Below are 25,786 nucleotides of genomic sequence, written 5' to 3'. Positions count from 1 at the left end.
CAAGATCAGGGTTCGATAGGGCTTTGGCTTTGTGCAATAGCTCCATCCAAATTCTTTTGCGGATAGAGTTTCGCGTACCAATAACGATTTCTCAGGATATTGGCAACGTACTCTCGCGTTTCTTCAAATGGGATAAGATCGGCAAAAAGCAACGAGTCCTCGATGGGATAGCGGCGACTCCATTTTCGAACATTACCCGCCCCCGCATTGTATGATGCGAGAGCTTTCATCACGTCACCATCGAACTCTCGAATAAGGGCGTGAAGGTATTCAGAACCTAATTGAACGTTTCGTGCCGGATCAAATAGTTGTTCGGGCTGGATATGGCGACGCAGCTCTTTAGCTGTATTGGGCATTAGCTGCATAAGACCGCGAGCGCCAACGGGACTTTCCGTTTTGGGATTGAAAGAGCTTTCTTGGCGGATGAGGGCAAAAACTAAATAAGGATCTTCTTCGGCCGTGTTTTGCACAATGATATTTGCAAAATCTAATGGATAATACAGCTTAAGATTTTGAGTCGTTTTGAATTTAGGGTTGTTTTGAAATAGGTTGGATAAAACTTTAAATTTTTCATGCTTAAGTTCTTCAAAATTTTGAAGTTCTTGCGCAATAAACAACTGAAATTCAGGTTCTGCATTTTTTAGAGCATCGATGTCGATAAACTCTAAGGTTCTTTTTGCTAAAGCAAGTTCGTTCGTTTGTTTAAACGCATTGTAAAGATGAGCCGATGCTTGCAATTTTGAGTTCGCAGTTCGCGATGAAGACTCTTGCTGTTCAGTTTCGCTTATTATCTCATAAGGAGTGTTTTCGTCTTCGCCTTGGAAGTCGTTTATTGCGTGATAGGAAAGGGGATGGTCGATAAGGTTATGAACCTTAGAACGATGGCTAACTCGCTGGTCCGCTGCCAGTTTGTTTTGATTAACCCAATATTTAGCTCTTCCAAGTAATAGGTTGTTATCTGAAGTTAAGATAAGTTCATTCAGAGCTTTATTAGAGGTTTCTAAATCGCCCAACCATTTCGAAAGTAAACCTAAGCGGTACATACCAAGATCCGAAGCATATTGAGGCTTCATTCCTTTTTGGCAAGCGTAGGTTTTTTTGTAGATATCTAGGCTTCTAGCAACGGCCTCTTTTTGAGGGAAAGACTCTTCAATTTTATATGCCAGCGCCGCAGAAATCATCGGAGGCAAGCATCGAGGAGATCCTAGGTACATCTTTTCTAGTTGCTGTCGTTGTTTCGTCGAAAGGCTGCCGATTAATTTGATTGCTGTTGATTGTGAGGGTGCAGTAAATGAATCCCAGGACTCTGATTTTAAAATATTTTTGAGAGCATTTTTAATCGAAAAATCAGACTTTGGTTTTTCATCTTTGGTAGGATAAAAGACCTCGCATAGAAGTTGGTTTTTTTGAATATGGCAGGCCTTGTAGCGGGCCCCGAAGAAGCCTTCTTTCTTAAATGTTTCACTCATTTCTTTGGCTAACGATTCAAAATAAAGTTTTTCCTGTTCCCATTGATTTTGACTATTTTTCTGGGTTTGCCAAATTTGGGCACCTAGAACCAAAATCCCTAAAAGTAGAAAGGCCAAAGCCAGGGGTTGATAACGGCCTAAAGCCCCATTTAATTGGGGTTGAAGAATTTTTGAAATAAATTTCACTTTTTTGGGTGTCTGCTTCGTTTCCATATGGATTTGCGGTGCAGTTTCCGGGCCTGCCTAGTGGATAAAGCTGTTCTGTCTTAAATTTAGACAGAACAGCTTCTTTTTTCTAAGCTTAGGAAATTCTTTCGGTATTTTTACTTTTATCGCTTATCTTAGCGCAATGAAAACAGCCGTTATTCTATTCTTTCTACTCTGTGTTCAGGTCGTACAGGCCGGAGCGACCTGTTTAACTAGGCACTTAACTGAAGCCATCGAGATCAACACTCGTCGAAAGGCAGCCTATGCTTTATTGACTGATGGCGCTTCAAAATCAATTTCCAATAAATTAATAAAGATGGAAAATGAATTACTTTGGGGGGCTCGATTGGGCGACTTCGTTGCAGGGCACTGGCGACGGGCGGGAGTACCACTTTTGTGTGCTGACGTCGTTGAAATGTCAGAAACCCCAGCTTTTAAAGCTCGCTCATTAGACCGAAGCCCCTTAAGTTCAATAACCTTACGCCCAAGTAGTATTGTGCAAACAATCAAAACATTTGTGAACCAAGAGAAGTTTGTAGCCCTAGAAGAGTGGGCGCATCTTCAGGTGTTATCATTGGAGTCGGAAAAAAGAGCTTATTGTTTAACAAGACATTTTTTAGAATCGGTGCGACGAGCGGCGGGATTGGTACCTTATTATCAGCAATTGTCTCAGCAAAAAAACTTGAGTGATCCGACCTGGGTAAGCAAAAAATTCATTAAGGATCAGGCCGAGCTTTTGATATTAGCTTATCAAATTGATCAGGAAGCATGGCTTATTCAAAATAAGGGTGTACCCATTATCTGTCAGGACGTCCCTGAAATTCCTCGATTTTTAAAATAATTCGAACATTAAGAAAATCTTTGAAAGTTCATCTTTTCAGGTGTACAGCCTTGGAACTCGGATAAAAAAAATTAGGAGTCTTTAATGAAAGCAAGAGCAGTCGCGGTTCGCTTTTTTCTGTTTTCCTTTTCCCTCATTATTTTAAATATCGGCTCCTTTGCTCAAGCAAAAAGCCTTCCTGAACTTTCTGAAGATCTTCAAGTGTACTTCCAGTTTTTACGCAATCAGCCTGTGAATTATAAAGTAGACGGTACCGTGTGCGAACAACTGACTCGACTTCACTTTATGCAACAGTATCCTGAATCCGAGTTCAATGTTGATTCTGGGGTTGAATATGGAGACTCTACGGGAGTTTTAGGAGAGCTGGATTTAGTCGTTACAAAAAAAATAGACAATCAAGTGGTCCTTCTTGGTGAGGTAAAGTGCTGGAAGAGTCTAGATATGGGTATGGATAAAGCTAAATTTCAGAGGGATCGCTTTCTTTGGAACCTGCAAAGCCAAGGTCGGAATTTGTTTTTTCGCGGTGGTCAGTTAGCTTTAAATTATGAGTTTACTCGCTTTGAGGCATCACCTGAATATATTTTTGTCTCGCAAGTGGGCGGAAAAAAATGGGGATTTCAATACGAGCTGCCGCTTCGTCTTAGTCAATTAGACGAGCTTCAGCAGTACTTAGTTCGCTGTCAGAAAAAAGGTCTTTGCGTTCAACCTTCAAAGTAAGTGATATCATGTCTATACAAAATCTAGTAAATTCAAAAGCCGAAATTTTAGAGCAGTTGGGTGTCCCCTCCTTAGCCTTCCCAAAAATTATTGCTTACATGGAGCTTCTTTGGGCCTCCAACGAAGAACTCAATTTAATCTCTAGGAAAATGACTATCGAGGAGTTACTGGATAACCATGTGATTGATTGTTTGCTTCCGCTAAAGTTTTTTCCGACGAATTTAAAGTCCGTGGCCGATTTTGGCAGTGGCGGAGGTTTGCCTGCGGTTTTGTATGCGATCTGTTTTCCAGCAGTGAATTTTCACCTTTACGAAAAAAGCCCTAAGAAACAAGAATTTCTATGGAAGTGCCAAAGAATTGCGAGCAATATCCATGTGCATGGAGAAATTCCAGTTGATCTGGCAGATATTCAACTGGTGACGGCTCGTGGATTTAAGCCCGTTGACGTAATCCTGGATGTGAGTCGAAGCTATTACAAACGGGGGGGGACATATTTTTTACTTAAAGCTCGAATGGAAAAAATTCAGGAAGAACTGCAATTGGCTCAAAAGAAATTCAAGCCTGTCCACTTTGATATCCACGAACTTCGATCACCAGTACTTGAGGTCGAGCGCCATTTAGTTCTCATTAACTTAAAGGCTGAATAGGTTTTTATAAATCATTTGTTCGCGTGCTTGACGCACCTTGAATAGCATCCATATTTAATCTATGGATCAAGAAGCGATAGATCAAGATACCGAAATAGAGTACGTACTAACCGAAACCTATATTTCTGGAAAACCCAAAGAGTCCGCATTTTGGTGGACTTCTTTTTTTATCATTTTGTTGGCAGGGATGAGTGTCTGGCACTGGGAACTTTTAAAGCAGGTGGGCTCGTCATTTCTTTTGGCGGATGAATTGACTTACTCTGCTCCTAGCCATTTATACCGACTGCTTTCTAGCACATTGATCCATGCAGATCTTGGGCACTTACTTTCAAATTTGATTATATTTATTTATCTAAGTTATTTCATTGTCGGATATTTTGGTGTGTCGGTTTTGTTCGCTGGGTTTGGGTTCGGTGCATTTATAAACTTAATTGTGTTAAATCAGGCAGTGGGTGCTGGTGGAATTCTTGGAGCCTCCGGCGTTTGTTACTGGCTTGCAGGATTTTGGTTGATCTCTTATTTCTTAATTGATTTGCGGAAGTCGTTGAAGCAGCGTCTTTTAAGGAGCCTAGGGGTTGCACTTGCCGTTTTTATGCCCTCGTCAGCGTTTGACCCACATATCAGCTATTTATCGCATTTTTTAGGTTTTGTGCTTGGTCTAGGTAGTGGTTTGTTTTTTTATGTTCTTTTTAGGACCAAAATTAAGTCCAAAGAAGTGTTTGTTGCGCTGCGCGAGCCTTGAGTCGCTCTTGGTGTACAGGTATGAAGGCTCCTGATCAAAAAAGGGGTCTTTATGTCTAGAATAATATTAGCAGTGTGTGCGGTCTTTGTATTTGCAGCTTGCGCGAAAGAAGTTTCGCCAGTTGCTAAAACGGCGACAGAAAACAAATCAGTTGAAGTCGCGGTTCCAGTTGCAAAAGAAATCGAAAATTTTGATGAATTGAATCCTTTTGCTGAAAATATCGAGCAGCAACTTGAAGCTTTGGATCAAGACTATTTCGAATCAACAGGACAAGCTCCATTTTTATTTGATCTATTCGCTGTGTCTCAATGTAAACGCTCTTCATGCAAGGTTTGGTTGCAAGTTGTTAAGTCGACCCAGTTAGCTTACCTTTATATCGATGGAGAGCATAAGCACACTTGGAAGGTCTCAACCGGCGCTGTCGGTTACGGGACTCCGAACTTCGATAAGCATCCAAATGGTCGTATTTACGATTCTTACACGTCGTCCAAATATCCAGGCGGTGATTATAATGGGCTAGGAAATATGCCGTATGCGATTTTTATCGAGGGCGGATTTGCCGTGCACGGGACTGGGAAGCCAAACTGGCCTAAACTTGGAAGTAGAGCCTCTCACGGATGTGTTCGACTTCACCCTGATAATGCTTACATCTTCAATCGTTTAGTTCGCGAACACGGTATTTATAAAGTTTGGATCACGATCCAAGACTAAGCTCTTTATTTGCAAAAAAATAACACGGCCTTATCGTTGTCGAATACAAGAACAACTTTGTTGTTTTTAAACGAGATCGCCGTGTTCTCATCATAGCTTGAAAAAGCATCTTGGCTTTGTTGTTCTTTTTGCCAAGGTCCCATTCCACTTAGTTCAGGCACCCATTTAGTTCCGTTATTCTCTTCGGTGCCGAGCTGCCATCGAACCCAGGTGTTTTCATTGTTGCTGATTCCGATTTGTATGTACAATTCGAAGTTATCTCTTGAACATTCGATTTGCCGTACGCTTTCCGAAGCTTCGCTGCCAATTGATATTGGCACATCTAATTTGCTGAATGCTGAGTTGAAAGCTTGCGCTGGGCAATACCAAGAGGTGATAAGTACGCTTGAAATCAAAAACATATGATTGAATGGTCTTAGAAGCACTTTGATTCCCCTCAGTTTTAGATCGAAGGGGCTAAATAAAAGAGGTCCTGCTGATATGCAAGACCTCTTTTGATATAAAGCAAATATTATTAGAAATCCGAGATTTGATCTGCCAAATCAGGGGTGTCGATAAACGGGTTGCGATTGCCTTGAATGCTTTCAATTTCGTTATTTCTTCGCATCTCCTCTTCATCCACGGGGTCTTCTTTATGCCATTTACGAAGAACGGCCTCTTCCTTGGCATCTAAAGGGTAGGCATAGCGAACCGAGAAGTAAAATAAGGCACGGGCAACATTTCCTTTGTGGGCTGCCGGTGGTTCAAAGACCAGTTGGCGACCATCGGCTGACGATCCAAGCTTTGCTCCAGATTTGTACTCTTGTTGGGATCCATCAAAGCAGCGAGGTGTATTTTTAATGGTACTGACTTCACCGAAGGGAAAGTTGCCTCGCATTGAATTGGCTGGGCTGTCTGAAGCATATAGGTGGTGAAGATCGCCTACGGCTTCTCGGAAGTAATTTTTATCTCGGAACATACTTTGAGGCTTAGTGTGTTCAACATTGATAATTGTTGAATCGGGTTCGACTCTGGGGCCAACTCGGCCGCCTAAGTGCCCAGCTCCATAAAGAGTCTGGCAGTAAACTTCATGAATAGCATATTGATGTCCAGGAAGTTCGACCAACGAGATATTGCCAAGAAGCTCAACCTGAGCGCGCTGATAGCTAATAGGCTTGTGCGCTTTGCGGATTCTTTCGCCGATTTGTTCTTTAAGTCCGGCGTGGCTTGAGATGCTAACTAATAGAAGACCAGATAGGATGAAAGCCTTAAACAAATTTCCCCCTCAGAAAATTGTTGAAGACTTTACATAGCGCAAGGAAGTTTAGGATTCATGTCAAAGTTGTGTTTTGACGTTAAGCGCATAAATGTAAGTTTATGAAAGAAATTTTTAGCGAGGTTTTATAAAGCGCGGATTAGAGTTGCCACTATATGTGTTCGGTAAGCCGGGGATTGCATTCTTTAAAAGTCGTCCGTGCTTCAGTCCCCACACCCATATTTGATCAGGGGATAGGCCGGGGTCGTTTCGATTTATCCAGTCTGGATAGTACTTCAGGTAGTGAGTCCCGACAAAACTCATTGGTGTTGGTTCGATTCCAAGGGCAATACCGACAAGTTCCGAGCAATAGGTCGTATTGTCACCCCATATGAAATTATAGTCGAAGGCAAGGCCCATTTGTGACTGAAGGTCATGTAAAGAAACAAGTTCATCTGCGACTTCGATCTGCGCATCTCCACGAGACTTCATTTTAGAAATTTCGAGCGCTCGGCCTCCTAAACGTGTATCGGCTTCATAGAAATAGCCTTGCAGTTCAATGCCGACATGAAAAAGAGACTGTTCTACTCTGGGGTGAGAATAAAAATGCAGAATGGCGGCCGAAGAGGCAAAGGGATATTGAAGTGCAATTAAAAAGAAAAACGTCAGTGAGTGCATAAGCAGTTCATATCAATGTTCATTAATTTCGGAAAGCATTTTTAGGTAGTATTGATTTGATAGCTCTAAAACGGCCATTTGTGCTTTTTGGTCTGAATTGAGAATAAATTTGTATTCAGAGCTTTCAGTTTGCTTTCCATGGCTATAGCCAAGCTTTCATGCCATATATAAAGTCCACTCTCGGGCTCTATCGATGTCTTTAGGGTTGGTTAACTCCGCTGGATCGAATTGAATTAAAGGCTTTTCCTTAAGACGGATAAGATAATCGCCTCCCTGAGTAGTCAAAGAGGAATAAGGCCCATAGGGCTCCGTTTCGGGCCGAAAATATTCTGTGAATGTTACGAAGCGCTCTTGCCAAGTCTTTTGGTTCAAGTCGAAAGCTGCGGTTGCCGGAGCCGACTCTTGTTTAAACTCGATGATTTGTCTGTGGCCATTAGCTTCGACAAGATACCAGAAACGAATCATTCCCTGGCTGCCGCCGCTGTTTTTAATATAGGCTCCGACGTCAATTATTGAATAATTTGTTAATATCTTTTCAAAAACGGGTTTCATTTTATTGTATTCGATCTTGATGGTATCGGCAGCCGCATCGATTGGCTGCGCCGCGGACTCTTTTGAAAATCCCAGATTATTACTATTATCGTTTAGGAATTTATTTTGTTTTTCGAGATAGGTTGTCTCGGCGCTATTTTCAAGCTTGTCTAAAAAATCTGGTCGATTTTTATTCTCGTTTACTAGTCCATCGAGATAGGCCTCAAAAACTTCTTTGTCGGCTAATTTCAACCCCGAAGCTCTGGCACCATTAAGCAGTCTAATCACGTCTCCAATGAACGGAGCCGAAACACCCGAGTCATCTGCATCGATAAAACCAAATTTGACGGTCTTCTTTTTTGTGAAGATAGCGCCAAAATTAAGGAGGTGAGGGTCGCCGACAACACTGCCGCGATAATTTAATAGGGAAGTCTTTTGGTCTTTTAACCAGTTCCAAAAGTGCGGCGCATTTGCGCGAAAATTTATAAATACATCTTTCGTCGTGGCTGGTCGCCAGGTATTTTCAATTTGCCTCTTGGATTGAAATAGTTCCTTTTTTGTAGTGAACCATAAAGAGCTGCAATTCGGCGCGGAGGTCGCAAAGACCAGGGAAGATTTCAAGAAAATAAGTACAATACCAGCAATAAAAGCGGGCCGCTTTAATTGGGCCTGCTTTTGGTTGTCTTTAAAAAGTGTGAACTGTCTTCTTAGGAAATTCATATTAACTATTGTAGCGGCGCTTGAAGGAATTCAATCGATTTCACTTGATTGCCCAGAATCAGATCAAAGCTTCCCCATTCAGGTTTGTAGAGCTTCATTTCATTTAGTTGAACTTCTGCCGTTGAAAAAGTAAGTATCGATGGTTGGTTCAGTTCATCCATTGTTGTTTTACTGATCTGGCCTTTTACGGTAACGCCAGATTCGTACTTGATTTCAACTGCTTGGTTGTTCTTAAGGGCCGAAATCTGAGTCAATTGGCCATCAGCCATGACAGATTGAATTTTACCAATAGGGCTAGAGTAGCCACCAGCGTGAACCTGTGCGCCTTGGCCTGGAATCACCTTTAAACCATTATCAACAATTCGTGCGGGCCCCGAGAATTGTACAAAGATTGGGGTGCCATCTTGAGAGTACAAAACTTTTGATAAGGTTCCTTCTACTGCATTCTTTTCCGTTGCTACTCGAACCAGTGTTTGGGTTTCGATAGCTTTGTTAAAGATGGAGATATTTGATTTCTTCATCTCGTGGCTTTGCGGAAACCACTCTTCCCAATTGTTAATTTTTACTGGGTCCTTTTTCAAAAGCGCTTTTTCCAATGGTAGGCGTTCAGTCCAGAATTTTTCAAGAATAGCCTGGGCTTCTTTGGTGTTCTTGAACCAGTCTTTGAAGCCTGGGTCTTGCTTCGCATTTTGTTTGTGCCACAAGAAGGCATAGTAGACAGACATTCCATCTTTGTGATGATTTAAGAACATACTTGGCGTCAATGGAACACCCACATCGTGGTGTGTGTAGAAATGATAATGTTCTAGGGCTGCTTTTACTTCAGGTGCTGCCACAGAATTTTTAAGTTGCAAAAATTCAGCGTGCCATTTTTGTTGAAGCATCGCTAAAGTTTCTTCTTGTTTTGGGGACAAGCTTTGGGCTTTTCGATATGCGTTCATTTTCATGTATCTATCTGCTTCGTGGCGGACATCATGCATCCAGAAAAGGCCTCCCGGACGATTAAATCCGTCAGCGGGTACGGGAGTATTTGTAGCTCCGAGGAAGTGTATTTTATGAGGCAAGACATGCATAAATGCAGATGATCCCAATGCATAGACCGAAGGAATGATGACCATTTCCAGAGTATCTTTTCGATCGAAGGCTTCTCGGAAAGGAAGTTCGGCGATGCGGAATTCATTGGCAATTTTGCCACTTCTTACTTGTAAGATAGGACTGCCTTTTGATTGATATAGGCTTAGTTCGGCGTCAATGCTCAGGCGGCGGTAGCCGTGCATGACCATATCGATGTACTTAGCAACTTGGTGGTAAGTGTTTAGCTCTTTAAATTGAAAGAAGCCACGCACACGAGAGTAATAGTAAAGAGTGTATACGGTGTCGCGGTAAGGATAGTTGTTAGATTCAACCATCGTGTCGATATCGGATTGAACTTTCTTGACGTATTGAAGCACCTTGGTGATGGTTTCAACCTTCGACGAGCGACGGCCTAAAATTGTATGAGCCAATTTGTTCGAAGTTGTACCTTTGGCTGTCTGAAGTTCGATGACAAGCTCCTGGCGGAATTTTTCAAGGTCACCACGGATTTCCTTCATTGTGGTGGCGGCTTCGGGAAAGTTAAATAGGCGTGGATCTTCAGGTGTCAGACTTTTTTGGGCTTCGAAGCGATCCTTCATGGTTTTCACAAATGCTTCTGGATCTTTAAAGACAAAGTCCAACTGCGGATATCTTTTTGCAAGAATCGAGTTTCGTTCTTTGTAGTTGGTTTCGATATTTTCGCGAAGTTCAACGAGAGGGTCTTTTGAAGCTTCCTTTTGAATCAGTAATTCAGGGCTGATATTTTCAATAAATAAATCGGAGCACTGAGGACCTTGTGCAAAGCTAGTCGTGGGCATCACCGCGCCCGCCAGGGTAGTAGCTAGAATTTGTGCCGTTATTACTGACTTCATTGTATATTTCATTTTCATAAAATTTCCCTCTACTTGAGAAGCATTTCAAGGACCGCGCCAGATCTAGAGCCAATTTTATGTCATTTGAGGTGGCTATTTTTTTGACAGCGACCGCATTTTCGCTAAATATAACAAAGGTTTAGGTTGCTGGATTGTCTCGTAGTGAGATACAATTGTGGCTACTTTTAGGAGCCCTACGTGAAAAGAGTCGATCACTTAATTAACACTCCGTTTACTCTAAGTCTCTCTTCAGGGTTCTTTGGCTTTTTCGCTCATCTAGGTTTTTATACTGCATTTGAACAAAGAGGACTAAGGCCCGAAGCCATCAGTGGCAGCAGTGCCGGGGCTTTAGTTGCAGCAGGTGTTGCAAGCGGGCTTGGTACGCAGCAACTTCGCGAGTTGTTCTTAAGTATATCGAAAGATGATTTTTGGGATCCAGCATGGGGTTACGGATATTTACAGGGAAAGAAATTTGAGGACTTGTTAAGAAAGCATTACGTCAGCGACTTTAACCAGGCACAGATACCTTTGTATATTTCGGTATTTAACATTAATAAAAAAAGAACCGAAGTCTTAACAGAGGGAAGTGTTGCTGCCGCAGTCAGGGCCTCGTCAGCAGTGCCTCTTTTTTTCCATCCAGTTCGTATAGGTGATCATCATTATTGGGATGGGGGAATTCGCGATCGTGCTGGTGTTCGCGGTTTAAAGAATCATAGCTCTGCAACCGTTGTACATTATTTACCCGCAGATGGTTTTTTTAGTCGATTCGAAGACAGATATTGGTATAGAGACCTGCATGATTCGAATCTTTTCTTTAAAGCCTCAAGTTCTGTAAAAATGGGGCCTGATCGAATGCATTTAGGTGCAGATGTTATTGATATGTATTGTCGTTTAACCAACGAATGGTTGGATCAAGATCTATCCATTAAAAAATGATGTAGATATTTTTTGAATATTTTCATACTTGGTCCATTCGGGACTCCATCGAAGCCGTGGGTTCCCTTTGAAAACCTTAGATAAAGACTTGGATATTTTTTGTCCAACAAGCTTGTAAAAAGCAATTCGCTTTGCTGGAACGGAACCACAGGGTCATTTTCTCCATGAATTAAAAGGTACTTTGATTTGGTGTTTGTTAGGCATTGCAGGGGACTTAAGTCTTTACATGATTCGAAGTGTTCTTCTTTAATCATTTCATTTCTGTTTATCCGTAAGGCCATACGAATTAGCTCTGGCGTATTCAAAATATCATTTTTATTTCCTGCCATAAAAAAGCTTTTTAGATCGGATATTGGGTAAAGAGCTACGACATGGAAGGGGAGTGAAGAAAAACGCTGGGCCATGGTTAAAGCCAAATGGGCTCCGGCGGAGCGCCCATAAAGAATAATTTTTTTCTTTTTAAATCGAACTAGGATTTCGTTAAGATCTTGCTCAAGAGCCGTGCAGATTTCGTTTAAGTTGTGCTCAGGTAATTTAAAATAGTTAACGGAAAGGATATCGCAATTTAGTTGTTTAAAAATGGAAAAATTGGATTTTAACTGTTCTGAATTTCCATGAATCCAAGCGCCACCGTGAATGTGAATTAATAGACATTCTGAATTTTTTTTCGGATAGAAATCATGAGAAATGCCAGAAGCAAAAATGAACGTTTCCTTCGTTAATTTAGGCGATTTTTGAAAGGGCCAAAAAAAGTGAATGATCTCTTGCAATAATGAGTAAGGGCTATGGTTCATGTCTTTTTTTAAGGTATCTACTTGAATCTGATAATTTCGAAATTCTGTGTGTCGACTTTTTAAGTAGCAATAAATCAAAGGCACGTAGATAAGAAAAGTCCAATTTTCGAAGCACGCAAATCCGAGTAGAACCATCCAAAGAGCGGGCCATTCGGTAACAAGGATTTGTAGAATCCACATCCATCCCCAACGAAAATAGCGAACGGGAGCGAAAAGTAAAACCCCCGTTTGTATGAATAGTATGTGACCTATAACTAGTATGTAAATATTTTCGAACATTTTCTCATCTCTATACCGTAGGGTATTTTAGAGTGAGGTGCTTTGTCCAAATTAAAAATATCCATTTGAGTTATGCCGCGGTGAGAATTGAAAGAATTTTCAGCCTGGATTCGTTTACTTTCAATCCAGAGATCTGGTTTTGATTTATCAATTGGGTTTGAGGGCACTTTTTCAATGAATTCCATTTTTACTTTTGCGGGAATATTTTCTATCGCAGTTAAATGTTCGATGATGTTTGTTTTCATTTGCACTAAGTAGACAGGAATTCCTTTGGCTTCTAACTGGGCGGCCATTTTTCTTGCGATAACGAAAGCTCCTTCTTTGACTGTCATGGGCATCTGACCGCCAGTATAGGGTAACATCCCCTCTGGGTATACTGCCAGGCTGACTCTTGATTTTCCATCTTGAAGGATATTTTTATTTAAAATATCTAAACTTTCTTGTACTGGGTTTGATTTTGGATCGTTGTCGACAACAAAAACCACGTCTCCTGCCGATTCAGGCGGCGGAATGGGATATACTGATTTCCTTGTCATAGTAATGTGTTGGTCACTTCCAAGCTTTAAGGCCACTTTTCTAGCCAAGGCAATATCCATTAAGGGCTGATCATGATTTCCTATAAGAATAAAGACTGCTTTTTCGTTTTTGCTTAACTCTTGCTTTATAGGATCGATATTTTCGTATTGGTAGCTTTGGCGATTTCGTAAAAATCGGGTTTCATCTAAAGAGTCCATTAATTTTGAAAGCGAAGCTCTGGTGCAGAAGCCAGCAGCCATTGTGCACAAAGTTCGTAGGAACTTCTGGTTTGCTTGAAATACTTGTCCAATACCCATCGATGCTGGTACTTCGATTGATTTTCCTTCTTTGAGGTCGGTTGTTAAGATGCGCATCTGAACGGTCATTTTATTTAATTCACTGGCCAGCACGTACTCATGTTTATTTTGCTTCTGAATGAAGCTTTTTAGCATCTCAAGCTGACGCTGAGTTGCGATAGAGAGATTCGACTCTTGATAAACTAATGCTTTTCGGTCTTCTTTTGTCCCAGTTTTTTCAATGAAGATCTTTTTATAAAGTAATTTTATTTTTTCGACCTCTGTGGCTTGAGTTTCGTGTTGAAACTGAAGTGCCTTTTTTGCCGCCTCAATAAAATGAGCTTCATTTGGTGATTTCTTTAAATCATCTAAATACAGAGAAAACTCCTCGACTTGGATCGAGGTGATTTTAAGGAATTCTTCAATTCGGTTTGCGTACTCGGGCAAGGAGTTAGCCCATGTATTTAGATAGCAAAGGAAAGAGGCTAAGCACACTATGATTGATATAAGATATTTTTTCATTTTTATTCCTTTGATCTAGGGCTATGCAAAATAGATGCACAGTGTTTTAAGTTTTTCTGTATCGATTTGAGTCGTTTTGACTAAAGCTTTGACTCAAGTTGAAGCGATTTAGTGTGTTTTGCTTATTAAGATTTTGTCGGAACAGTTTAGTGACATTTATTGTGAATTCACATCTAAAGTATGGTCACATTATTACAGGTATGTATTCTGCTTGCCGAAAAGAATATTAATGATTTTGCAACGTTTGATTCTAATCATTTTAGTAGTTTTTTCTTGTGGAAAGGTCTATTCGGCCTGTTCGACACCTACTGCAGTTGCAGGGACTCTGGACTATTTTACTGCTGAAAAAACCTATAAGTACTGTGACGGTACGAATTGGCAGGTCGCCCAAAGTGGAGGGATTTTTTTAAAGAAATCATTCTCTGATTTAACGGCAGCTCGTACTCGTAATCCTCTGAAGATGGTCTTGTCGGGTACTAGGGCTTACATCTTAGATGCCAGAAAAATTATCGTATTAGATATTTCGAACTTAAGTTCGCCAACGGATCTTGGAACTTATACGCTTCCTGATGCGGATACGGGATTTGCAGATTTTATTGTCTCTGGATCTTTCGGATACGCAGTTAGTACTGACAAGGTTTATTCATTTGATTTGTCGGGATCGACACCGGCAGTAATAGGAACTCTTACCAGTTCCAACTTTAATAACGGTGCTTATTTATTATTCTATGCAAATTATTTGTATGTGGTAAGCAATACGTCCAATTTCAAGGTGGCCGTTGTAAACGCGACTGACAAAGCAAATATGATTTCGGTTTCGTTGTTTACCTCAACAAATGGGACTGCAAACAGTGTGGGAATCTCAAATACCGGCAGTCATCTACTAGTAACTACAAGTGCTGCCATTGTTTCAGTGAATTTGGCTAATAAGTCTTCGTTGTCAGTCGCGGCATCGAAGACGTCTGTTGATTTTACGACAATTGTTAAAAGCGTAACCTTTGGAAATTACCTATATCTTTTGGGGCGAGCTTCAAGTGTTTATACGATGGGGATATTCGACATTACGGACCCCGTGAATATTGCACAAGGAACAAAAATTTCTAATACGACACTGTTCCAGTACATGGCGGATATATATACGGATAATGGTGATTATTTGTATGTTTCTACGAACCCTACTGGAAATTTGGGTGGCGGGCAAATTCACACCTTCAGTGTTTTAGACAAGGCGAAGCCTATTTTGCTTAATTCTCTTTTTATTCCCAGTGCTGGGACCAGCGGACTTACTAAAGTTGCCAGTTCTGGTGATCGCTTGCTTCTTCTTGATACTGAGCGTGTTTTTTATTCTGTTGATGTCAGTTTACAAAAGACATTAGGCAGCTCGATCGGTAATATTACCAATTATACTATGGCGGCAGCAGAGGATATCACTTTTGTTGGCAACTATATGTATTCAATGAATGGAAACAATGAAGCCATTTTTGTCCACGACTTAACAACCCCTGCCTCTCCAGTATATAAAAATCAATTTCAGTTGCCGACAGCCGGGGTTAACAGTGTGCTGTCCGGGCTCGTTCGTCACAGATGGCGGGATAATTTAAGTCAAAAAAGTGTGCGGATTTTGAGCTAAGTAGCTGAAATCTCGAAGATAGCCCTAGTTCTCAAAGGAGAACAAACCATGATACAAAGGGGTCACAATGAGCGAAGCAAAGAAAAAGCGGACAAGAAGATCAGCAGAGAAAATGGCGGAGTTGGTGTTAGAGGCCGAACGCCTGGGCGCAAGCGCCGTTTGTCGCCGAGAAAACATTGCGCCAGCGCAACTCTCGCGTTGGAAGCAGAAGTTCCTTCAAAGCGGGATTGCGGGTCTAAAAGATATCAAGCGCGGTCCAAAGCAAAAAGAAGATCCAGCGATGGCAGAACTCAAAGCCGAAAAAGAAGTGCTGGCTCAAGCCTTACTCGAAACTTCAATAGAACTCGCTGCAATGAAAAAAAAGAGTCGCTTGGTTTAGAGGGGCCACTATATGGCCGTCATTTGACCAAGGATCAACGAGAGGCCCTCCGGGCCTTCGTGGATGAGCATATTAAGCATCACTCAGTAAAGAAGATTTGTGATGCGCTTGAGGTGCATCCTCGGTCGTATTATCGATGGAAGGAAAATGGCTTAAAGGAGAATCACGGTGGCGGTGGCGGCCAAAACAAGATCACACCGAAAGAAGAAAAGGCCGTGGTAAGGCTCGCCAAGAAAAATCCCGACTGGCACTGCCGACGTATTGCTTACCACTTAGAGAAAAACGCCAAGGCTTTCATTGGTAAAACCAAAGTCGCCGAGATTATGAAGGCCCACGGCCTGAATCATCCGTTTGAACAAAAGCCGCCCAAGCTCATCGTCCCACCAGAGGACATGCTGTTGCATGAACCTTGGCGAAGTAATCTAATCTGGGGGATGGATTGGACGTGGGTCAATGTGAACGGCAAGTTTATGTTTTTACTCGTGCTGCTTGACTGGCACTCAAGAAAAATCCTGTCTTGGGGCCTTTATCACAAAATCACTCAACACGAAGTGGTAACAGTTGTCACTGAAGCCGTTGCCAAAGAGCGCATTGATTTTTTGCCGCATGGGGCACTTCGTCCAATCGTCGTTGCCGATCATGGCAGTGCTAATACGGCGGCTTATACCAAGAACAACATCGAGATCCAGGGGTTGAAGCTATGGCTCAGTGGCATCGGTAGACCCACAGGCAATGCTCGCACAGAGCGAGTCATCGGCACGTTAAAGAGAGAAGAAATTTATCTTCAAGAGCAGTACGAGAATGAAGAGGTGGCTCACAAGTTGATCGGGGCAAAGATCTATGACTACAACTTCCACCGGCCCAATCAAGGCAACGGTGGCTTTGCCCCGAACTCCGTTCATCACCAAGGCCGCTACGAACTAATGAAGCGAAGAGAAAGGGCTAGACAGAAAGCCCAAGAACTGAGAAGAAAACACTGGGAACAGGATCAGTCACCTTCAAACACAGTGTTGACTTAAACTTCAGCCCACTCTGTGCGGGGGTTGCTCGGACAGGACAACAGTCGTTCGCCTTCATTTATTACCTCGGCAGGAAATTACTTATATATTTGTTCTTCGAATTCGGCCTTGATGTACATCTATAATGTAACCGATAAAAACAATCCTGTTTTGGAAAAATATTTTTCTTTAGCTGACTGTAATGGCTCTGGGAAGGCATTTACCATTGGCGATAAGTTGTATATGACTGTAATGGGCGGCTATGCATACTACGACCTTTCTGATCCGGTAAATCCTGTAAGATTAAAAAAGGTGACCGGGAATTTGGGTGGATCTAACATGGGTGAAGTTAAGCTAGTAGGCAATACATTGTATGTTGCTGCTTACTCCGAATTCGGCGCTTATGATGTATCCGATCCTTTAAATCCAGTTTTTTTAAGTAAAGTGACTGATACAAACACGGGCTGCCGTTCGTTCGATATTTCGGGAAATTACGCATTTATTGGTTGTATGAATCAAAATGCACTTCGGATTGTTGATATCTCAAATCCAGCGAGCCTTTCCATTGCGACAACTGTTGTCGATAATAACAACTTATCGGCTGTCGAAGACATCGAGATTCTTGGAAACTATCTTTATGCTTCTAATTACTCCGGAGTTCGCAACGTTACGGTGTTCGATATAAGTAATCCTACAAGTCCAATAGCTCCAAGCTCAGGCCTTGCATGGGGAAATGGTTTAGCTCTTAAAAAATTCGGAACGCGAATTATACACTCGGCAACAGGTGGAATCAAAGTTATTAGTACGGCTTCAGCACCGACAATTACTGTTGAGGCTACTATTGCTTTTACCGGTGCCTATTCTACTTTATCAGGGTTGGCTGTTAAGAATTCATATTTATATTCTTATTCTACCGGGGCAGGAAATCTAGTTGTCGTCAACGCCACTAATGCCCTCAATCCCGTACATGTTACGTCTCTTGCTGTTCCAAACGGAACCAGTGGAAAGCAACTAACTATAGCTGGAAATTATCTTTATGGTATTGCTACGGGTTATTTCCATATTTTTGATATTTCAAGTCCAGGATCTCCGATTTTAACTGGTTCCATTTCTGATGGAGCTAATTTAACTGGCGTTGTAAGTGTCACCGTGAATGGAAACTACGCCTATGTGGGGACATCAACGGGAGTAACCGTCGTCAATATTACGAACAAGAGTTCTCCGACAGTGGCCAGTACTTTTACCAACACGAATGTCCAAGGTTGCAAGGATTCTGAAATATATGGTTCGTATTTGATACTAGCATGTGCGACTTCAAAAACTTTTGCGGTTGTGAATATCACAAATCCAGCATCCTTAAGTTTAACGTCGTCTATCTATGATCTTTTAAAATTTGCTTCGGCTACTTTTGTTGGAGTTAACGGCACTTACGCATATGTAGGTATTTCCAATGCAAATCCTGGAAGTGTGATTGATATTTCAAATATCAGCTCGCCTGTGATTTCAGGTTCTTTGCCGACAAATTCTGCAAGCCATGGTGTGGTTTCAGGCTCTTCTGTTTTGTTTATGACGTCCTCTGCAGCGATTGGATTTGTTTCTGCTTCGGCAGCTTCGGCTCCGTTGTTATTCAAAGGTGCGACGTCCCCGGTGCTTCTTGGTACCGGTAATTCTATTGCAACCGAAGGTAACTATGTTTACCTTGCCGGCAATGGAGGATTTGAAATCTTTGATTTTGGCCTTCATAGAACCGTTCATGCTGTGAAGAAAAGGTTCGATCGATTTCCGTTTGCAGCACAAGTGTTAACGATGCAGCGACTGGGAAATTATCTTTTTGCATTGAGTCCAAACTACAATCAGGTGAGCGTGTTTGATGTAACAGATTTTGAAAATCCCGTTTATTTATCAAGCTTCGTCGAGCCGACGATGGATCGTCCAAACGTGCTTGAGTTTTATGGAAGTAGTTATTTATTGTTGGCAGGTGGTTTGAATAAATATGCACTAAGTGCTGTGGATATCTCAAATGTAAATAATTTAAGTCTGTCGGCTATTTCTACCGCTTATCCGGCTCTGGCGAATGTCTATGGGTTAAAAGTAAATGGCTCAAATGTGTTTGTGGTCGCCAATCAACGGCTGTCGACATACAGTCTTAGTGGATTACCTGCGAGTATGACCTCGGTGGGCGTCTTAACAGTGGCGAGCGTGGCGAGGGTGCCTAGTTTTATTAGTGCTGATAAGGCCGTGGCTTGTGGAAGTTCGGGCGCTATAGATTTGATTGATTTTTCAACTCCTGCTAGTCCGGTTATATCAAATACTTTTTCCAATGGCTCACTAACAAGTTGTACCAATGTTTTTGCTAGTGGAAGTACGGTTTACTATGCACATGGTTCTAATAAAACCATTTATATTCTGGACTATTCAACCGCCACGAGTCCCGTATTAAAGGGAAATGTTGTGACCGCTTATATAAACTACTCATCGGACAACCTTTTAAAGGGTGGGAATTCTTTGTACGTGATAAGGGTCGGTGCGATATCGGCGATCGACGTTACGGATGTTAATGCCCCTTTATTTCAAGACCATGTGACTGATGGGGGGTCGGTTCCTTTTGGAGACGCTCTTTTTGATGCTGGACGCTTGGTTGTAGGTTCAAATAGTAAAGCTGGGATCTATATTTATCAGCACAACCCATCAGTTAATCTAGGAGCCTGCTCAACTGCTGGGGTTATGGATTTTGATTCAGTTCAAAATATATATAGATTCTGTGATGGCGCCGTTTTGCGGGCGATGGGGCCTGTCCCAGGTGCCGGTGGTGCCGGATGTTCTTCGCCAGTTGGGGCTGCCGGAGCGATCAATTTTGACAGTACTTCATCAAATATGAAGTACTGTGATGGTGCGTCTTGGGTTAAGATGGGGAATTAGGGTTGGCTCGACTCGGTAGTAATCCATTGATTGTTTTCAAGTTTTAGGTCGACTTTGGTTTTCAAGATAAAAAAATCTAACTTATCTTTGTACTCAACTTTTGAAAGATCTTCTTTTGAATTTAAAGCCAAATCAAATTTTTCCGCAATTTTTTGCATAGATTCTTCGTTTGGCAAAAGAACTTGTACTTCAAAATATTTTCGCTTGTCCTCGTTGATGTATTCAGCAATTGTTTCGACCTGACTGATAGATCTGATAAGTTCCTTAAAGTGAGGCGAAATAAAGATATTTTTTTTGACAAGCAATGGCGCTTTTTCTTCAATCACAACATCAAGAGAATTAAGGGCTTCTTTTTTAATTGCGTTGTTTAACTTCACTTGCTGAAGGTATTGATAGTATTTGAAGGTCGAAAAAAATCCCACAGAGAGGGTTATAAGGGCAATAGCGATGAATTGTTTTTTCTGCTTCATAGGCTAATGGTGGATTAGAACGGCTCCGTGGGCAAGTTGATAATAAAAATAGGCCCAGAGGGCCTATTTTTATTGTTCGGAATCAGCGACAGCCGGAAAATAATTACCTTTTGCGTTTATCTTGTGTCCGGCGGGGATGCCCGTTCCGAGTTCATCAGCTCGTAGGACTTCCGGAGGAAGATTCAATGATTTTCTAAGCTCATCCACGGTGCTGGGTGCAAAAGGGGCAAGCATGATCATTAAATTTTTCAAGACATAAAAACTGGTAAATAAAGCATCTTTTCTCTCTGCTTCAGGAGCGCGATCGTCATGCGGCTTGTACTGAGCAAAAAGAGAGTTGATCAAACGGGCATAATTTTCTACTTGTCCAAGAAGTGTTGAGTAATCGCCTTTTTGCATAGAGCGAAGGTACATTTGCACAAGCTTCACGGTCTCGGCTTCTGCTTTACCAATAAGTTTTCCCTCAGGGACGACGCCGTTAAATTTTGAATTACATGCCGAAATGGGTTTTTCAAAGGCCGCATTCATTGGGCCTGCTAAAAACTTATTTCTTTCAGCAAAGTGGGCAAAATCGAAATTAGATGCTTTAACGGGAAGACTTAACATTGCTAAGTAATAGCGAATCTGATCTGGGGCAAAACCCATCTCTAAAAGTTGATCTCCAGAGTAAAAGTTTCCTTTGGATTTACTCATTTTTTCGCCGTTAACCATTAAGTGATAACAGCTCAAAATTTCCGTCATTTGTAAGTCCCCTTTTTGAGGGAGCTCTTGAGGATTATTTTTGTGTCCTAACCACATCGTTCCTTGCATAATTACATAGAAGAAAACGTTATCTTGCCCAAGGAATTGAACAACGCTGGCTTCGGGGTCACACCAGAAATCCTTGTATTTCTCGATTGAGCGTCCCGCTTTTTGAAGTGCCACTTGAGTAAAGACAATTGGAGCAATTAAAGAATCTGGCCAGACATAAAGAGTCTTGCCTTTCATATCAGGGTCAATCTCTGCAGGAACCGGGATTCCCCACGAGACATCTCGAGTAATCGGGCGGTAACCCCATTTATCGGTAACAACCGAAGGGATGCCTTCGGTCTCTAGCATCTTCTGAGCTGTCGCTAGATCTTGTTGATTTTCAAAAAGACATTCGACCTTCTTGCCTGGAACGTATCTTGATTTGTGTTTTGGTAGGCTGTCTTTGATTTCTTTGTACTTGGGTTCGTGAATGTTTTCGAAGCGGCATCCGATTAAGACAGTGTTTATGACCTCTTGTATGATCGCCGAACGCCAAGACTTCTGTTTAGACTCGATCCAAGTCTTCAACGGGTTGGCAACTTTCCACATATTCAGCCACCAATGGGCTGTGTCCCGAAGTTCGGGCTGAGCTTCACTCAGCTCACTGCGGGGATTTTGAAGCAAGCTGGGCTCGTAAGTTGATTGGCAAGAGTCACACTCGTCAGAATAGGCGTCTGTGTATCCACAGTGCGGGCAGGTGCCGCGAACAAAGCGATCTTGCAGGAAGCGATTCATTTTTGGATCATACCACTGCTTAGTCGTACGTTTTTCTAGTAGGCCATTGTTATACATTCTGCGCATGAAGTCTTGTGAATAGGCTTCATGTAAAGGGTAGGTCTCGGTTCGAGAGGTTCCTGTGAATATATCTGTTTGTATAGAGTAGGCCTTCAAAGTTAACTTTTGAGTTTCGTGAATTGTATCAATGAACTCGCGTGTTGATTTTCCCGCTTTTGCTGCGGCAACTTCACTTGTCGAGCCATGATCGTCGTTACCGTTGACGAATAAAACATTTTCAGCCCCGATAAGCATTCGCATCCATCGAGCGTATATATCTGCAGGTACATGTGCGCCAGCAAGGTGCCCCAGATGCAGGGGGCCATTCGCGTAGGGCATTCCGGCAGTAACAACGATCTTCTTCGGACGTTTGTAATTAGCTAAAACAGACTTAACATCTGAAGGAGGATTAAACTTATTTTCTGGCTTAGTTGTAGGATGCATATTTAGAACCTCTAATGATTAGAAATTAGCAGAAATTTCAGATAGATGCATCATATACGAAGCGCCAATTTAAAGATTTTCCTTAACGGGGCGCATTATTGAATTAGCCATTTCGCGTCTATGATGTTTTGTGGGTAAGCTACTCGTATGGAGTTTGTTCGCTTGAAGTATTTGATTCCTATTTTCTTGATTTTGTCGAGTTGTGTCGGCTGGGCGGGAGCTGTGCCTATCTCTGTAGAAGATGATTGGGCGCCATGGTCAGGAAAAGACTTAAAGACGAATCAGCCTATTGGTTTATCCGTTGAGTTGGTAAAAAAGCAATTCGCTCTGGCTAATATGAATGTCGATTTAAAAGCAGTTCCTTTTTCACGATGCTTAATTGAGGCGGAAAGCGGGAAGACCTTGGGTTGTTTTCATACTGCGAAAACGCCGGAAAATGAAAAGCGATTCTATTTTCCTCAAAAGCCCTTGGTTGTCGACGATGTGATCATTGTTAGCCTTAAAGGAGCTCCTAAGCTTGAAAAGCTGTCTCAGCTGGATTCACTCCGGGTCGGAGTCACGATCGATTATGCTTATTCTCCTGAATTTGATTCCCTTAAAGGAATCCATAGAGAGGTTTGTAAGTCTGATTTTAATCTTTTAAGAATGCTTCATTCAGGGCGCATTAAGTATGCGGCTATCTTTAAGGAAGCTTTTGCAAATGTGCTCGCTGAAAATTCTGATTTGATGAAGCTGGAAGAGTTCGAAATTTTTCCAGCGGGAAAAGCCAAGTTCTACCTAGCGTTTTCAAAAAGATTTCCTGACTCCTTGGAGATTCTAAATAAATACAATCAGGCCGCAGAGAAAATTAAAAACCCGCTTTGAAATATTTTAGTCTATTTTTTCAAAGAATGGAATTTCAACTATCGAGCGAATTCCTTGACGGGCAGTAATTGCAGATATAACAGCGCGAAGTCCTGAAATAGTTTTTCCCTTTGAGCACATAATTTGCCCAAGATTCCGCTGAAGACAGTTGATCTTAAATACTGTAGTTCGCTCTCCGCATATATATTCAACACTGATGTCTTCAGGATGATCTACAAGAGATTTCGCTAGGCTTTCTAAAGTGAATCGTGCTGATTCTCGAATTTTTGTTTTTTCTTCCTCGTTCAGGCTTAATGACTTCGTTAAAGATTTAGGCTGAAAAGCCTTTATAACATTAACGTTTTCGAATTTCTTATTGTCGCTCATATCAAGCTCCTTGTGACCTTTGTTCATTCTGGAATGAAATATTTGGTAATCATAGAGTTTGGCTTAAACATCTAGACGCTTAACTTTAAAAACTGCGACTTCGATTTCGTGCCGCAGTTTATTTTTTGTTAAGAAAATTTATTCGCATCACTGGAAAATATGATACAAGAATTGTGTAAAGACCTTTTTTATTTCTATTGCGGTCGACGTAAGTTGCTATTTTATCCACGCACTCGTGAAGCATGTCGTTTATTTTGGCGACATCTTCTTCGTCGACGGCGATGACCAGAGCTCCTTGACCTTTGGGGCCCTTAACGTCGGAAGAGAGGGCTTCGCGAGCAATATCAAGATAATGATGCTGTACTTTTATTCTGGACTCATAGGATTCTTCGTGTTCATCGGTTTCCATTTTTTGATAAATGAAATTTCCTTGCGAGTCCTTCTTAACAAGGCCGACTGAGTTGAGCTTTTCAATTTCGTGATCGAGCTCGGCCAAAGATATCTTAAAAAAACTTGCCAAGTCGATTTTCCTTAAATCAAAATCTGGTAGACATGGCTCAGTGGCATCGGTAGACCCACAGGCAATGCTCGCACAGAGCGAGTCATCGGCACGTTAAAGAGAGAAGAAATTTATCTTCAAGAGCAGTACGAGAATGAAGAGGTGGCTCACAAGTTGATCGGGGCAAAGATCTATGACTACAACTTCCACCGGCCCAATCAAGGCAACGGTGGCTTTGCCCCGAACTCCGTTCATCACCAAGGCCGCTACGAACTAATGAAGCGAAGAGAAAGGGCTAGACAGAAAGCCCAAGAACTGAGAAGAAAACACTGGGAACAGGATCAGTCACCTTCAAACACAGTGTTGACTTAAACTTCAGCCCACTCTGTGCGGGGGTTGCTCGGACAGGACAATAGCGTATTGACCGATAAATAAGTGTTACCGAAGGACTTGTCTGTGGGTTTATGTGTCATGCTGGTATTCCTTCTGGATCTTCTTCGGTTTTTTGAAGAAGTTTGTTGATGATCTTTAGTTTAGTTTCTATGCTTTTTTTGAGTTCGAACGGATTTAAAGTTTGTTCAAGCTTTCTTAGCTTCTCTTTGCAGTCTGGGGAGACGTTTGGTGAAGCTAGGATTCTTTCTAAAGGTGTCTGTGGTTCCGAGTATTTCTTCTTGTACTTTGCCCCCACTCGAGTTTTGTATTCCAACTTCATCTGCGGATAAAAAAGATTTTGTAGTAACGACCATTCGTTGCGGTAAATGTCGTTCATCACTTCGATCAGATCTTTTTTGTCTAAACGATCCCAACCAAAAAGCTCCCTGACATGGGTGAAGTTCTTTTGCTCAACGTAACACTGATCATTCTTGCGGTAGGGACGACCTCGCTTAAGAGCGACCTTTTCTTCGCGGTCTTGCAGGTAACGGAGGAACTGATGGTTTAAAAACTCGTTGCCGTTATCCGTGCAGATCGTGTGTAGCCTAAACGGTAAACTTCTTTCAATGTCCACCATGCAAGTCGTAACCCCGAACGAAGACTTGCCCCACATAGCACGGCACTCCGTCCAACTGCTCAGTACATCCGTCACGGTTAGCGTAATCGCATAAGCTCCACTTAAGCTCCCGCCACAGTGGTGAACCGTGTCGGCCTCGATATGCCCCACGGATCCCACGTTGTAGTCCAGGGGCTTTAAAGGGATCATCGTTTTGATGTACTTACCGGCTCTCGTACCGCTATTCCAGTGACGGCGGTATTGTGCCTTGTAGGGCCGCAGATATACATCTATGGTTGTTTTACTCATCTGTAGCAATAAGTGCTTGGTCACATCAGGAGCTTCGTAGTGAGTAATCCAGCGAGGCAAGGCCTTCTTCATTCTGCGCGAACAGAGCTGCCCCATCTCCAGCCACAACTTCTTTAAATGCTGGATCACGAAATCGTCGTAAATACGACGGCGACCTCGAGACTCTTTGGGCTTTTTATTTTTTACATAATTCAAGGCCCTCACGGCACTTTTTCTGTGAACTTTTAAATTTTTCTCCAGCTCATCCAAAATGAGACGCTTCTCCTTGCGACACGCATTCTGGTAACGTTCGCTCATAACTCGGACATAGTCCCACTTACTAGACCCTTGCACCAAATCACCTCCCTGTGATTCTAAGGACTTAAGGCTAGCCTGTTCGGTAACACTATTTAACGGGCAATGAGCTTGGGGACGAAAATCTGGATCTCGTTTTGAGGCAGCTTCGGTAACATTTATTTCCGGGCAATTCGAATAGCCATGTTGTCTCAACTTGAGACAGAAAAAAATTAAAGTTTTTCGATTTGGTGGACGATAAGTAGTCAATGATGAAAATGCCAGTAAAAACAAATAT

General features: G+C 42.0%; 25 protein-coding genes. 12 read left to right on the top strand and 13 right to left on the bottom strand.

What is annotated here, in order from left to right:
* Positions 1-5: 5 nt before the first annotated feature.
* Positions 6-1,682: a lytic transglycosylase domain-containing protein gene (locus AC04MN_RS15235; protein WP_475384070.1), complete on the bottom strand. Its 1,677-nt coding sequence runs from the start codon at positions 1,680-1,682 to the stop codon at positions 6-8.
* Positions 1,683-1,818: 136 nt separating this feature from the next.
* Here AC04MN_RS15235 and AC04MN_RS15230 point away from each other — a divergent pair, with 136 nt between their 5' ends.
* The 5 genes from AC04MN_RS15230 (at position 1,819) to AC04MN_RS15210 (ending at position 5,334) form a co-directional block, all read left to right on the top strand.
* Entirely contained in the window at positions 1,819-2,517 is a 699-nt protein-coding gene (locus AC04MN_RS15230; protein WP_475384069.1) for a hypothetical protein, read from the top strand.
* Positions 2,518-2,601: 84 nt separating this feature from the next.
* A complete protein-coding gene (locus tag AC04MN_RS15225; protein ID WP_475384068.1) occupies positions 2,602-3,234 on the top strand; it encodes a hypothetical protein in 633 nt (210 codons plus the stop codon).
* An 8-nt stretch (positions 3,235-3,242) separates the two neighbouring features.
* Positions 3,243-3,881 carry a 16S rRNA (guanine(527)-N(7))-methyltransferase RsmG gene (locus AC04MN_RS15220; RefSeq protein WP_475384067.1) on the top strand — a complete coding sequence of 213 codons (639 nt, stop codon included), beginning with the start codon at positions 3,243-3,245 and terminating at the stop codon, positions 3,879-3,881.
* Positions 3,882-3,942: 61 nt separating this feature from the next.
* Complete coding sequence (locus AC04MN_RS15215) at positions 3,943-4,623, top strand: rhomboid family intramembrane serine protease (RefSeq protein ID WP_475384066.1); 681 nt, start codon at positions 3,943-3,945, stop codon at positions 4,621-4,623.
* A gap of 51 nt (positions 4,624-4,674) precedes the next feature.
* The gene (locus tag AC04MN_RS15210; RefSeq protein ID WP_475384065.1) at positions 4,675-5,334 is read left to right on the top strand and encodes a L,D-transpeptidase; all 660 of its coding nucleotides are present in this window, start codon (positions 4,675-4,677) and stop codon (positions 5,332-5,334) included.
* Between the two features lie 5 nt (positions 5,335-5,339).
* On the opposite strand, the gene AC04MN_RS15205 is transcribed toward AC04MN_RS15210, so the two are convergent.
* The 5 genes from AC04MN_RS15205 to AC04MN_RS15185 form a co-directional block, all read right to left on the bottom strand.
* A complete protein-coding gene (locus AC04MN_RS15205) occupies positions 5,340-5,759 on the bottom strand; it encodes a hypothetical protein (protein WP_475384064.1) in 420 nt (139 codons plus the stop codon).
* Positions 5,760-5,848: 89 nt separating this feature from the next.
* A complete protein-coding gene (locus tag AC04MN_RS15200; RefSeq protein ID WP_475384063.1) occupies positions 5,849-6,589 on the bottom strand; it encodes an endonuclease I family protein in 741 nt (246 codons plus the stop codon).
* Between the two features lie 114 nt (positions 6,590-6,703).
* Positions 6,704-7,246 carry a hypothetical protein gene (locus tag AC04MN_RS15195; protein ID WP_475384062.1) on the bottom strand — a complete coding sequence of 181 codons (543 nt, stop codon included), beginning with the start codon at positions 7,244-7,246 and terminating at the stop codon, positions 6,704-6,706.
* A 156-nt stretch (positions 7,247-7,402) separates the two neighbouring features.
* Entirely contained in the window at positions 7,403-8,497 is a 1,095-nt protein-coding gene (locus tag AC04MN_RS15190; RefSeq protein WP_475384061.1) for a DUF2252 family protein, read from the bottom strand.
* A gap of 5 nt (positions 8,498-8,502) precedes the next feature.
* Positions 8,503-10,461 (bottom strand): hypothetical protein, encoded by a 1,959-nt coding sequence (locus tag AC04MN_RS15185; protein ID WP_475384060.1) that lies wholly within the window; start codon positions 10,459-10,461, stop codon positions 8,503-8,505.
* Between the two features lie 180 nt (positions 10,462-10,641).
* Here AC04MN_RS15185 and AC04MN_RS15180 point away from each other — a divergent pair, with 180 nt between their 5' ends.
* Positions 10,642-11,379 (top strand): patatin-like phospholipase family protein, encoded by a 738-nt coding sequence (locus AC04MN_RS15180; protein ID WP_475384059.1) that lies wholly within the window; start codon positions 10,642-10,644, stop codon positions 11,377-11,379.
* On the opposite strand, the gene AC04MN_RS15175 is transcribed toward AC04MN_RS15180, so the two are convergent.
* Both AC04MN_RS15175 and AC04MN_RS15170 read right to left on the bottom strand, forming a co-directional pair.
* Positions 11,355-12,452 carry an alpha/beta hydrolase fold domain-containing protein gene (locus AC04MN_RS15175; protein ID WP_475384058.1) on the bottom strand — a complete coding sequence of 366 codons (1,098 nt, stop codon included), beginning with the start codon at positions 12,450-12,452 and terminating at the stop codon, positions 11,355-11,357. The genes AC04MN_RS15180 and AC04MN_RS15175 overlap by 25 nt on opposite strands.
* Complete coding sequence (locus AC04MN_RS15170; RefSeq protein WP_475384057.1) at positions 12,428-13,786, bottom strand: hypothetical protein; 1,359 nt, start codon at positions 13,784-13,786, stop codon at positions 12,428-12,430. The genes AC04MN_RS15175 and AC04MN_RS15170 overlap by 25 nt, the downstream gene beginning before the upstream one ends.
* Positions 13,787-14,015: 229 nt before the next feature.
* Between AC04MN_RS15170 and AC04MN_RS15165 the strand changes: the two genes are divergently transcribed.
* The 4 genes from AC04MN_RS15165 to AC04MN_RS15150 all read left to right on the top strand — a co-directional run bounded on the left by AC04MN_RS15165 (position 14,016) and on the right by AC04MN_RS15150 (position 19,712).
* A complete protein-coding gene (locus tag AC04MN_RS15165; protein ID WP_475384056.1) occupies positions 14,016-15,416 on the top strand; it encodes an LVIVD repeat-containing protein in 1,401 nt (466 codons plus the stop codon).
* A 67-nt stretch (positions 15,417-15,483) separates the two neighbouring features.
* Entirely contained in the window at positions 15,484-15,795 is a 312-nt protein-coding gene (locus tag AC04MN_RS15160) for a helix-turn-helix domain-containing protein (RefSeq protein ID WP_475381332.1), read from the top strand.
* Between the two features lie 59 nt (positions 15,796-15,854).
* The gene (locus AC04MN_RS15155; protein ID WP_475381333.1) at positions 15,855-16,814 is read left to right on the top strand and encodes a DDE-type integrase/transposase/recombinase; all 960 of its coding nucleotides are present in this window, start codon (positions 15,855-15,857) and stop codon (positions 16,812-16,814) included.
* A gap of 150 nt (positions 16,815-16,964) precedes the next feature.
* Positions 16,965-19,712 (top strand): LVIVD repeat-containing protein, encoded by a 2,748-nt coding sequence (locus AC04MN_RS15150; RefSeq protein ID WP_475384055.1) that lies wholly within the window; start codon positions 16,965-16,967, stop codon positions 19,710-19,712.
* Here AC04MN_RS15150 and AC04MN_RS15145 read toward each other — a convergent pair.
* The gene (locus tag AC04MN_RS15145; protein ID WP_475384054.1) at positions 19,709-20,182 is read right to left on the bottom strand and encodes a hypothetical protein; all 474 of its coding nucleotides are present in this window, start codon (positions 20,180-20,182) and stop codon (positions 19,709-19,711) included. The two genes, AC04MN_RS15150 and AC04MN_RS15145, sit on opposite strands and share 4 nt — an antisense overlap.
* A 69-nt stretch (positions 20,183-20,251) precedes the next feature.
* On the bottom strand, positions 20,252-22,189 hold the full coding sequence (locus AC04MN_RS15140) for a methionine--tRNA ligase (protein WP_475384053.1): 1,938 nt from the start codon (positions 22,187-22,189) through the stop codon (positions 20,252-20,254).
* Positions 22,190-22,336: 147 nt separating this feature from the next.
* Between AC04MN_RS15140 and AC04MN_RS15135 the strand changes: the two genes are divergently transcribed.
* A complete protein-coding gene (locus tag AC04MN_RS15135; RefSeq protein WP_475384052.1) occupies positions 22,337-23,053 on the top strand; it encodes a substrate-binding periplasmic protein in 717 nt (238 codons plus the stop codon).
* Positions 23,054-23,059: 6 nt separating this feature from the next.
* On the opposite strand, the gene AC04MN_RS15130 is transcribed toward AC04MN_RS15135, so the two are convergent.
* Positions 23,060-23,419, bottom strand: a complete 360-nt coding sequence (locus AC04MN_RS15130; RefSeq protein WP_475384051.1) for a KH domain-containing protein — start codon at positions 23,417-23,419, stop codon at positions 23,060-23,062.
* Positions 23,420-23,537: 118 nt separating this feature from the next.
* A complete protein-coding gene (locus AC04MN_RS15125; protein WP_475384050.1) occupies positions 23,538-23,939 on the bottom strand; it encodes a DUF4423 domain-containing protein in 402 nt (133 codons plus the stop codon).
* 141 nt (positions 23,940-24,080) lie between these two features.
* On the opposite strand from AC04MN_RS15125, the gene AC04MN_RS15120 reads away from it, so the two are divergent.
* The gene (locus AC04MN_RS15120) at positions 24,081-24,290 is read left to right on the top strand and encodes a hypothetical protein (RefSeq protein ID WP_475384049.1); all 210 of its coding nucleotides are present in this window, start codon (positions 24,081-24,083) and stop codon (positions 24,288-24,290) included.
* A 97-nt stretch (positions 24,291-24,387) separates the two neighbouring features.
* Here AC04MN_RS15120 and AC04MN_RS15115 read toward each other — a convergent pair whose 3' ends face one another.
* A complete protein-coding gene (locus tag AC04MN_RS15115) occupies positions 24,388-25,512 on the bottom strand; it encodes a transposase (RefSeq protein ID WP_475382640.1) in 1,125 nt (374 codons plus the stop codon).
* Positions 25,513-25,786 lie beyond the last annotated feature (274 nt).

The sequence above is a fragment of the Bdellovibrio sp. ZFWA1 genome (assembly GCF_056175665.1).
This window is presented reverse-complemented; position numbering and strand designations above follow the sequence as displayed.

Excerpts from the sequence above, each read along its gene's own strand:
- AC04MN_RS15210 (WP_475384065.1), top strand. The coding sequence starts at position 4,675 with ATGTCTAGAATAATATTAGCAGTGTGTGCGGTCTTTGTATTTGCAGCT.
- AC04MN_RS15235 (WP_475384070.1), bottom strand. The coding sequence starts at position 1,682 with ATGGAAACGAAGCAGACACCCAAAAAAGTGAAATTTATTTCAAAAATT.
- AC04MN_RS15160 (WP_475381332.1), top strand. The coding sequence starts at position 15,484 with ATGAGCGAAGCAAAGAAAAAGCGGACAAGAAGATCAGCAGAGAAAATG.
- AC04MN_RS15220 (WP_475384067.1), top strand. The coding sequence starts at position 3,243 with ATGTCTATACAAAATCTAGTAAATTCAAAAGCCGAAATTTTAGAGCAG.
- AC04MN_RS15135 (WP_475384052.1), top strand. The coding sequence starts at position 22,337 with ATGGAGTTTGTTCGCTTGAAGTATTTGATTCCTATTTTCTTGATTTTG.
- AC04MN_RS15225 (WP_475384068.1), top strand. The coding sequence starts at position 2,602 with ATGAAAGCAAGAGCAGTCGCGGTTCGCTTTTTTCTGTTTTCCTTTTCC.
- AC04MN_RS15115 (WP_475382640.1), bottom strand. The coding sequence starts at position 25,512 with ATGAGCGAACGTTACCAGAATGCGTGTCGCAAGGAGAAGCGTCTCATT.
- AC04MN_RS15215 (WP_475384066.1), top strand. The coding sequence starts at position 3,943 with ATGGATCAAGAAGCGATAGATCAAGATACCGAAATAGAGTACGTACTA.
- AC04MN_RS15175 (WP_475384058.1), bottom strand. The coding sequence starts at position 12,452 with ATGTTCGAAAATATTTACATACTAGTTATAGGTCACATACTATTCATA.
- AC04MN_RS15230 (WP_475384069.1), top strand. The coding sequence starts at position 1,819 with ATGAAAACAGCCGTTATTCTATTCTTTCTACTCTGTGTTCAGGTCGTA.
- AC04MN_RS15170 (WP_475384057.1), bottom strand. The coding sequence starts at position 13,786 with ATGAAAAAATATCTTATATCAATCATAGTGTGCTTAGCCTCTTTCCTT.
- AC04MN_RS15190 (WP_475384061.1), bottom strand. The coding sequence starts at position 8,497 with ATGAATTTCCTAAGAAGACAGTTCACACTTTTTAAAGACAACCAAAAG.
- AC04MN_RS15165 (WP_475384056.1), top strand. The coding sequence starts at position 14,016 with ATGATTTTGCAACGTTTGATTCTAATCATTTTAGTAGTTTTTTCTTGT.
- AC04MN_RS15185 (WP_475384060.1), bottom strand. The coding sequence starts at position 10,461 with ATGAAAATGAAATATACAATGAAGTCAGTAATAACGGCACAAATTCTA.
- AC04MN_RS15140 (WP_475384053.1), bottom strand. The coding sequence starts at position 22,189 with ATGCATCCTACAACTAAGCCAGAAAATAAGTTTAATCCTCCTTCAGAT.
- AC04MN_RS15145 (WP_475384054.1), bottom strand. The coding sequence starts at position 20,182 with ATGAAGCAGAAAAAACAATTCATCGCTATTGCCCTTATAACCCTCTCT.
- AC04MN_RS15130 (WP_475384051.1), bottom strand. The coding sequence starts at position 23,419 with ATGAGCGACAATAAGAAATTCGAAAACGTTAATGTTATAAAGGCTTTT.
- AC04MN_RS15195 (WP_475384062.1), bottom strand. The coding sequence starts at position 7,246 with ATGCACTCACTGACGTTTTTCTTTTTAATTGCACTTCAATATCCCTTT.